Raw genomic sequence first — 8517 nt, 5'->3', positions numbered from 1 at the left:
GGGGGACCCGGTAGGGCCCTGCCGCGTGCGTCACCGCGTTGGTCAGCACCGCCGGGGACGATGACGCGTACGCCCCACCATCCATGATCACACGCGCGTGGACGCTGACGAGCTGCCCGGCGCCCGACGCGGTGTGACGGAACCACAGCCGAGCCGGATGCCGGTGCGGATGGCCGAGGAACGACTCGACCCGGTCGTAGCGGATCCGCACCGGCTGCCCGGTGACCCGTGCCAACAGCGCGCCGTGGATCTGCAGGGTGATGTCCTCGCGTCCACCGAAGGCTCCGCCGACCCCGGCGAGGGTGAGCCGTACCCGGTACTCGGGGATGCCCAGACATGCCGCGACCTGCTCGCGATCGGAGTGCAGCCACTGGGTGGCGACCCGCATGTCGACACCGCCGTCCGCCGCCGGCACCACCAGCGCGGCCTCGCAGCCGAGGAAGGCCTGGTCCTGCATGCCCACCACGTAGGAGTCGCTGACCTCGACCTCGCCACGGGTGTCCGGCTCACCGTGCCGCAGATGGATCTCGCGGAAGATGTTGCCGTCGGGATGCAACGGATCGGCGTCACCGCCGGCGTCCACGATCCACTCGGGATCGGTCACCGGCGGTAGGGGCTCATAGTCGACGTCGATGGCGGCGAGCGCCCGAGCGGCGGTGCGGGCGTCGCGCGCTGCGACCGCGGCAACCGGCTCACCCTGGTAGCGCACGACATCGCCGGCGAACACCGGCTGATCTGCGACGATCAGGCCGTAGGTCGCCCGGCCCGGTACGTCCGCCGCGGTCACGACCGCCGCCACGCCCGGTATGCGCCGGGCTGCGGCCGTGTCGATACGCCGGATCCGGGCCCGGGGGTGGGGGCTGCGCAACGTCCGAGCGTGCAGCATCCCCGGCAGGAAGAGATCACCGGCGTACGGGAACGTCCCGTCGATCTTGGCCGCGCCGTCCGGGCGGGGCACGGACCTACCGACGCCCTGATCGGTCTGCGTCTGATCGTTGGACGCCTGATCGCTGGACGCCTGATCACCGGGTGAACGTGAGTGCGTCATCGGCCCACAGCCTGCCATCGATCACCGGCGGGCGTCCTGGACGGACCGGATGGCGGCGATGATCCGCCCGTAGCCGGTACACCGACAGATGTTGCCCGCCAAGGCCTCCCTGATCTCGTCCTCGTCGGCGCCCGGACGGCGGGCCAGCAGATCGGTCACGGCGACGACGAACCCCGGCGTACAGAAGCCGCACTGGACGGCCCCGTGGGCGAGGAACGCGGCCCGCACCGCCCGGGCCGGGCCGCCCGGGCCCAGCCCGGCGACGGTCGTGATCTGAGCGCCTGCGGCGTCCGCCGCGAGCACCGTGCAACCCGCGACCAGCCGGCCGTCCATGAGCACCGAGCAGGAGCCGCATCGGCCCTGCTCACAGGCGTCCTTGACCGACATCACGCCCAGGTGGTCACGCAGCACGCCGAGCAGGGACTCCGACAACCAGGCATTGGTAACCGGCCGCAGCACCCCGTCGATGTGCAGGTGATAGGACACCTGCGGATCAGTCTCGGCGCCGGTCTCGGCGCCAGTCTCGGCGTTCATTTCCGACCCCACCCGCCGGCCTCTGATCCCGCCGCCCCCGGGGGCGCATCCGGGGGCGCATCCAGAGCCACAGCCAGGGCCGGAGCCGCAGCCGACAGGCAGCGGGCCACCGCGCGGGCCGCGAGCACTCCGGCCGCATGCCGGCGGTAGGCCGCCGACCCGCCCACCTCGTCCGGGAGGGGATCGGGCACGACCGCGGCGGCCTGCGCCACGAGCTCGCCGAACCCGGCCGCGACATCCGCGGCGATCGTGCCAGCCGCCCAGTCGATGCCCTGGCGGACGAACTCCTCGGCGGCACGCGGACGCGTCGGACGGCCCGCAACCCCGCCGATCGCGCAGTTCACCCGCTCATGCACCCGGTCGACAACCAGCGCGCACGAGACCAGCGCCGTCGATGCAGCCTGCCGGGAACCGATCTTCACATAGACCTGCGGTCCACATGGGCGGGGCAGTCGGACGGCCGTGACCAGCTCGGTCGGATCCAGACCGGTGGCCAGGAAAGACGGGACGTCCACGGTCCGCACCCCCTGCACGCTGTGGATCACCACCTCGGCGTCGGCCGCGGACAGGAAGGTCAACAGGTCTCCCCGCGGGTTGGCGGTGCCCAGCGCCCCACCCACCGTGCCCGTGTTGCGGATCTGGGGCGAGCCGACCACCCGCGCCGTCGCCGCCAGTCCCGGTGACAGCGACCAGCCCGTCAGATCGTGATAGGTGACACCGGCGCCGATAATCAACAGATTTGCGCTGGCCCCGCGCGAGCGCAGCTCCAGGACCCGGCGCAGGGCGACGATCCGAGCCGGGTCCCGCCGGCGGGCACGCAGCGCGGGTACCAGATCGGTGCCGCCGGCCAGGAGCTCGCCATCCCCGTCGGCCAGGGCGTCGACGACTTCGGCGACGGTCAGGGGCCGGTACATGTGGGTCGTCGGGCCGGCGGCGGGGTCGCCGGCCCGACCGGCCCGACCGGCCCGGCCGGCGAGTTGAGATGGAGCTGCCACGATCATGTGGCACACCTGGTCCGGGCGGATGATTCATGATCGCGCCGTCTTCGGGACGCCGGGTGCCGCGGGGCGCCGAGGCAGCCGGGCAGGGACGCTGGCAGGGATGACGGTCGGCCGCGCGCAACCCACATACCCACCGACGATAGAGCCGCGAGGTTACGCGCATGTTCACCATCGGCAACGGGAGAGGTCTTCGGTGTTTGCCGCTGGCCGGACCCGATGAGAGCCGACAACGGCCGGCCACCAGCCCCCTTAACGCGAAATGAACGCCGCCCACCTGCACTGACGGCGCGCCGTATCCGCCATGCACCCAGGCGTGCGTGAAATTCCCGGAAAAGGGACGACCATCACGTCAGCTTCATTGATGCCAGCTCGGATGAGATGTCAATCACCGTCACTTTGCGTCACATTCGGGAGGTGAAGTCGAAACATCAACGGGATTGAATCGTCATACTCTGAGCATGCGTTTCAGCGAACGCGATCTGACCTGTCATCCGCGCCTGTCATCCGACGGCCCCTGTTCCTGGAGGTGGTTGACGTTCCGCAATTGCTGACAAACACAGATCCCTCTCTTCGACGCGGCTGGCATCCGGTTGCACGCTCATCGGACGTCGGCGACGAACCGGTGCCTGTCCGCCTTCTCGGTGAACCCTGGGCGATCGCCCGGCTCGATGACCACGTGGTTGCCTTCGCCGACCGGTGCCCGCATCGCCTGGCGCCGCTTTCGGCCGGCCGGGTGGACGGTCCCGAGCTTGTCTGCGGCTATCACGGCTGGCGTTTCGTCGCATCCGGGGAATGCACGGCCGTACCCGCGCTCGGGCCGGGCGTGCCCGCACCCAAGCAGGCCCGGGCGACCCCCGCGTGGGGTGCCGTCGAACGCCACGGGCTGGTATGGCTCGCGCCCGAGGAACCGTTCGCGGACATCATCGACCTGCCTGAGGCGGCCGACCCCGCCTTTGACTCGGTGTGGCTGGATGTCGTACTGACGTCGTCGTGTGCCGGTCTGCTCGCCGACAACTTCCTCGACACCGCACATCTCCCGTTCGTCCACGCTGACACGATCGGCGCGGGTGAGGAGACGATCGTCCCTCCATACAAAATCACTCCCGATGGCAACGGATTCCGGGCGCGCATGAACCAGACCGTCGCCAACCCTGAGGACCCGGGCGTGGCAGCCGGTCTGCGACCATTGATTCAGCGCCGCCGGTCGACCTACATTTACCGTCCACCGTTCCAACTGCGCCTGGTGCTGGAATATCCCGACGCCGGCAGCACAAACACGATCTTTTTCTGCCTACAACCCGAGGACACCAACTCGACCCGCGTCTACACCCGCTTGTTGCGCGACGACCTCGGCGGAGACCCCGAGCGGCTGGCCAACGCCGCCCGCTTCGAGCAGGCCATCCTGGCCGAGGACATTGCGCTTCAGGAGCGATTCGGGCTGGACGGCCTGCCGCTGATATCCAGTGGGAGCGACGGAGAGGGCGGAGAAAAGGAGGTCAGCATCCGCTCAGACGCCGCCGGACTGGCGTTGCGACGTGTGCTGTACATACTCAGCGAACGAGCGCGACGCGGTACGACATCCGGACCGCCGGCCGGAATGCGCTACGCCCGCCGTACCCGGGCGGGTTCCCGCCCCTGAACCGATTGTGGACCGTGGAGGTGAGGCCTCCGAATGTGTCATCGGGCTGCTGAGGGGGCAGCCCGATGACACCAACGGAGACGGTCGGTAGAAGACGTCGCTATTGCCGCGAAAGTCACCTACTCCTCGTGCCGCCGCCGGCCGAGCGTAGGTAAAAAGGGTCGTTATACCGACGAAAACCACCGAACGCCCAGCTGCCCGGGGGGCGAAGCCCCGCACCGGGGTCCGGGGGGTCGCCTCCCGGGCAGACATCACGCCCCCCGGGAAGCCGACCCACCGTCGGCGAACAGCATCAACCAGCTCGTGGAGGTGGCGGGAATCGAACCCGCGTCCTCCGGCACCGCAACAGGACTTCTCCGGGCGCAGCCTGCTACTTGTTTCTCAGCCCCACCAATCACACAGGCATGTCGGTGTGGGCTCAGTCACTGTGAGATGTCCCATCTGACCCCGTGACCGGGTCAGAGAGTGATCCTCCTAGCGACGCCAGACCCTGAGCCGGAGGAACTCTCAGGCTGACGGTTCCTTAGTAGCGCTTAGGCAGCGAGGCTGTAAGCGGCTGGAACAGACTGCGTCTTGTTGGCAGTTATTTCTTTGAGCGGATCGTTATCGAGATAACCGCTCATCCTCGGCCCGCTTCCCCTGCCTCGACGTCCGGAGTCGAAGCCGGTCACCCCCGTGTTCTGTCAGTATTCGTTCTGTCGAGTGTTGCCCTTGCTCCGATAGTACCGCTGATCGCTCTTGCTGCGGGCCGCCTGGACGACCGCCCACACGACCCAACGTCGGCCGCGTCCCCCATCTTCCCACGAACGCCCGGTTGTCCACCACCCCGGTCTGACGGACGGCGCCCGTACCGCTGGCGAGACAGGTGACGGTGCCCGCACGATGGTCGCCACCGATCAGTGCAGGCTGACACGGATCAGTCCTCGCGGCCCTTGGCCCGCCGACCCAGCACCCGGGAGACCTCACGGGTGGCGTCCCGCTCGGCGAGCGCGTGCCGCTTGTCGTAGGTCTTGCGCCCACGGGCGAGCGCGACCTCCACCTTTGCCCGGCCGTCCTTGAAGTAGATGGACAGCGGGACGATGGTCAGGCCGCCCTCCTTGGTCTTGCCGACCAGCTTGGCGATCTCGTCGCGGTGCAGCAACAGCTTGCGGCGCCGGCGCGGGGTGTGATTCGTCCACGTACCCTCTGCGTACTCCGCGATGTGCATGCCGTGCAGCCACGCTTCCCCGTCGCTGATCTGCGCGAAGGCATCCACCAGCGACGCCCGGCCCGCCCGTAGCGACTTCACCTCAGTGCCATGCAGTACCAGCCCGGCCTCGATGGTGTCGAGAATCGTGTAGTCATGTCGGGCCCGCCGGTTCTGTGCGACCAGCTTCCTGCCGATCTCCTTCGCCACGTTCGGTGTTCCTCTTCCTGACAGGTTCTCCAGCAGCTTCACGCCGTCTTCGACCACTTAGGCTACGCCGACGGCACGGCAAGCCGACCGCATGGCAGGCCAGCCACGCGGCAGGTCGGCCGCACGGCATGGCGGAGCCAGCCGTGGGTCAGACCCGCAGGTGCCGGCGGAGCGCGACCACAGCCAGGGACGCGGTCGCCGCGGAGCCGATCAGGAGAACACCGACTGCGGCGGCCCACACCGCGCCCCAGTCCAGGAGCGGAAACGTGGTCTGCCGGGCAAACCTATGATCAACAAGATAAATCTTGCAGGCGATCAGCGCTATCGCCGCGAACGTCCCGCCGAGCAGGCCCGTGACTGCACTCTCCACGACGAAGGGCGCACGGATCGTCGCGTTGGTGGCTCCCACCAGCCGCATCACCGCGGTTTCCCGGCGTCGCCCGTGCGCGGACACCCGGATCATCGTATAGATCAACACGAACGCGGCAAAGGCCTGAACCGCGGCGAGGACGAAGGCCCCGACCGCGAACGCGTGCAGGAAGCGGTAGAGCGGTGCGAGCAACGCACGCTGGTCCCGTACCCGGTCGACACCATCTCTTCCGGAGTAATCCGCGACGATCTCGCCGGACCGGCGTGGATCTACAAGCGTCAGACGGAACGACGCGGGCAGATCATCCGCGCTCACGCCACTGACGACATCCGGCGAATTGCGGAAGTCACGGGTGAAACGCGCGAATGCGTGCGCCTTGTCCTCGTAGACGACGGCCCGCACCAACGAGTCGGCGCGCAGATCCGCGGCCAGCTCGTCCCGCTCCGCGCTGGACACCCCGTCATTGAGGTCGATGACGACCTGGATCCGGTCGAGAACGAACCCGTCGACGGTGCGAACCTGGGCCCGCAGCAGCAGGCCGGCTCCGAGCAGGGTAAGGCAGATCGCCACGGTGACGATCACTCCGAGGGTCATGGACAGGTTGCGCCGCAGGCTGGTGACAACGATGGCGAGCACCGGGCCGACGCGCATATTAGCGATCATGTCCTACAGGGCCAGTCCGTAGACGCCTCGCACCTGGTCGCGTACCAGCGCCCCGTGTTCGAGCTCGATGACCCGCCGACGCATGGCGTCCACCGCAGCGGCGTTGTGCGTAGCCATGACGACGGTCGTCCCGGCCCGGTTGATCGCGTCCAAGAGCTTCAAGATCCCTGAACTCGTGGCCGGATCGAGGTTGCCGGTCGGTTCGTCAGCCAGCAGGATCCGCGGACGCCCGACAAAAGCCCGGGCCACCGCGACCCGTTGTTGCTCTCCGCCGGACAGCTCGTCGGGATAGCGGTTCTCCTTACCTGCCAGTCCCACCAGGTCGACAACCTCGGGGACGAGAGTGCGGACCACATGGCGCGGCCGACCGGTGACCTCCAGGGCAAAGGCCACATTGCCGGCGACCGTCCGGTCGGGCAGCAGCCGGAAGTCCTGGAAAACGCACGCCACCTGCCGGCGCAGCAACGGCACCCGACGGTCGGGGATGGCGGCCAGGTCCCGGCCGGCAACCTCGACCACACCGGCGGTCGGCCGCTCGTCCCGCAGAAGCAGCCGTAGAAAAGTGGACTTCCCCGAACCCGACGGACCGACCAGGAAGACGAACTCCCCGGCGGTGATCTCGACGGTCACATCATCCAACGCGGGCCGCGCACCCGCTGGATACTGTTTGGTCACCAAGGTCATGCGAATCACGTTTGCCACTCCTCGCATCCACATTGAGACTGTAAGTCACCAGTGGATGCTAGCCAGCCGCGGGGAGCACCTGGCCAAAGGAGGCGCGACCGTCGTTCTGCGCGCCTCCGGCGGCCGCGGGGAGCACCGGCCTGACGCCCAGGGGTGGCGGCGGGGCCGGTGGGTAGACAGAGGGGGTAGCCGCCTGAACGGTGGCGGAACTTTTCTGAACCGCCAGACATTGTGCGGGTCAGCCCCCGAGGGCGATGATGCTTCCAGTACCGGACGCAAGGAGGTCGACGGCATGTGCTGCGAGGACCTGATATGCGCCCGCTGTGCCGGCCAGGTCGCCGAGGGACGGTGTGCGTCCTGCCGGGCAGCCCGTGACTCCATGCACCAGTCATCCATCACGATCACACCCCAGGCGCTGATCGTCATCGTGTCGGTGCTGCTGATGCTGACCCTGCTGGCTGTTCGACACGGCTAGCTGCCGGTCTTGTTCGGCCGGTCTTGTTCGGCCGGTCAGGTCACGGGTATCAGGCCAGCATCTCGCGCAGCGCGACCACGTCACCAATGACGATCACGGATGGCGCCATGATGCCCGCCTCGGCGGCCAGGGCCGCGATGTCGGCGAGGGGGCCGGTCACCACCTGCTGATCAGCGGTTCCCCCGCCGTGGATCACAGCGGTCGGAGTGGATCCCGCGCGGCCTCGCTTGACCAACTCCGCGGCAATCTGCGTGAGCGCGCCGACGCCCATCAGGACGACGATCGTCCCGGCACCGGTCGCCACGGCGTCCCAGTCGACAGTCGAGCCCGGATGGGACGGATCGAGGTGACCCGAGACGATCGTGACGTCCTGGGTAATCCCACGGTGGGTGACCGGAATGCCGGCCAAGGCCGGAACGGCCACCGCGCTCGTCACACCCGGCACAACCTCGCAGGGCACCCCCGCGTCCAGGCACGCCAGCGCCTCCTCACCACCGCGACCGAAGACAAAGGGATCTCCTCCCTTGAGCCGTACCACCCCGAGTCCCCGCCCGGCCCGGTCAACGATCAGACGGTTGATCTGATCCTGGGTGATGTTGTGGCCGTGTACCTCCTTGCCCGCATCCACGATCTCGACGCCGGACCCGAGGTCGTCGAGCAGCGCCCGCGGGGCCAGCCGGTCGACGACCACCACGTCGGCCCGGCGC

The 8517-nt window shown here is 68.5% G+C and carries 9 protein-coding genes and 1 other RNA gene; 2 read left to right on the top strand and 8 right to left on the bottom strand.

All coding sequences use genetic code 11. From position 1 onward, the window contains the following. The 3 genes from U9977_RS23380 to U9977_RS23370 all read right to left on the bottom strand — a co-directional run. Positions 1-1048, bottom strand: a 1048-nt coding sequence (locus tag U9977_RS23380) for a molybdopterin cofactor-binding domain-containing protein (RefSeq protein ID WP_322751436.1), incomplete at its 3' end; no start/stop codon positions are given. Positions 1049-1069: 21 nt separating this feature from the next. After that, positions 1070-1582: a (2Fe-2S)-binding protein gene (locus tag U9977_RS23375; RefSeq protein WP_322751435.1), complete on the bottom strand. Its 513-nt coding sequence runs from the start codon at positions 1580-1582 to the stop codon at positions 1070-1072. Next, the gene (locus U9977_RS23370) at positions 1579-2496 is read right to left on the bottom strand and encodes an FAD binding domain-containing protein (protein WP_322751438.1); all 918 of its coding nucleotides are present in this window, start codon (positions 2494-2496) and stop codon (positions 1579-1581) included. The genes U9977_RS23375 and U9977_RS23370 overlap by 4 nt, the downstream gene beginning before the upstream one ends. A 631-nt stretch (positions 2497-3127) precedes the next feature. On the opposite strand from U9977_RS23370, the gene U9977_RS23365 reads away from it, so the two are divergent. After that, complete coding sequence (locus tag U9977_RS23365) at positions 3128-4222, top strand: Rieske 2Fe-2S domain-containing protein (RefSeq protein WP_416210759.1); 1095 nt, start codon at positions 3128-3130, stop codon at positions 4220-4222. Between the two features lie 301 nt (positions 4223-4523). Here U9977_RS23365 and ssrA read toward each other — a convergent pair. The 4 genes from ssrA to ftsE all read right to left on the bottom strand — a co-directional run bounded on the left by ssrA (position 4524) and on the right by ftsE (position 7344). Next, positions 4524-4897, bottom strand: a transfer-messenger RNA (tmRNA) gene (ssrA, locus tag U9977_RS23360). Between the two features lie 241 nt (positions 4898-5138). Beyond that, on the bottom strand, positions 5139-5618 hold the full coding sequence (smpB, locus tag U9977_RS23355) for an SsrA-binding protein SmpB (protein WP_322751437.1): 480 nt from the start codon (positions 5616-5618) through the stop codon (positions 5139-5141). 148 nt (positions 5619-5766) lie between these two features. Further along, positions 5767-6639, bottom strand: a complete 873-nt coding sequence (ftsX, locus tag U9977_RS23350) for a permease-like cell division protein FtsX (RefSeq protein ID WP_322751433.1) — start codon at positions 6637-6639, stop codon at positions 5767-5769. 15 nt (positions 6640-6654) lie between these two features. Next, on the bottom strand, positions 6655-7344 hold the full coding sequence (ftsE, locus tag U9977_RS23345) for a cell division ATP-binding protein FtsE (RefSeq protein ID WP_322751432.1): 690 nt from the start codon (positions 7342-7344) through the stop codon (positions 6655-6657). Positions 7345-7627: 283 nt separating this feature from the next. Here ftsE and U9977_RS23340 point away from each other — a divergent pair, with 283 nt between their 5' ends. After that, complete coding sequence (locus tag U9977_RS23340; RefSeq protein ID WP_322751431.1) at positions 7628-7810, top strand: hypothetical protein; 183 nt, start codon at positions 7628-7630, stop codon at positions 7808-7810. 49 nt (positions 7811-7859) lie between these two features. Here U9977_RS23340 and cobA read toward each other — a convergent pair. Next, positions 7860-8517: uroporphyrinogen-III C-methyltransferase (cobA, locus tag U9977_RS23335; RefSeq protein WP_322751430.1), on the bottom strand; the 658-nt coding region annotated here is incomplete at its 5' end.

It is taken from the genome of Protofrankia sp. Cas8, assembly GCF_963555845.1.
Lineage (GTDB): Bacteria > Actinomycetota > Actinomycetes > Frankiales > Frankiaceae > Protofrankia.
The sequence above is the reverse complement of the archived record's forward strand: the minus strand, read 5'-3'. Positions and strand labels throughout refer to the sequence as shown.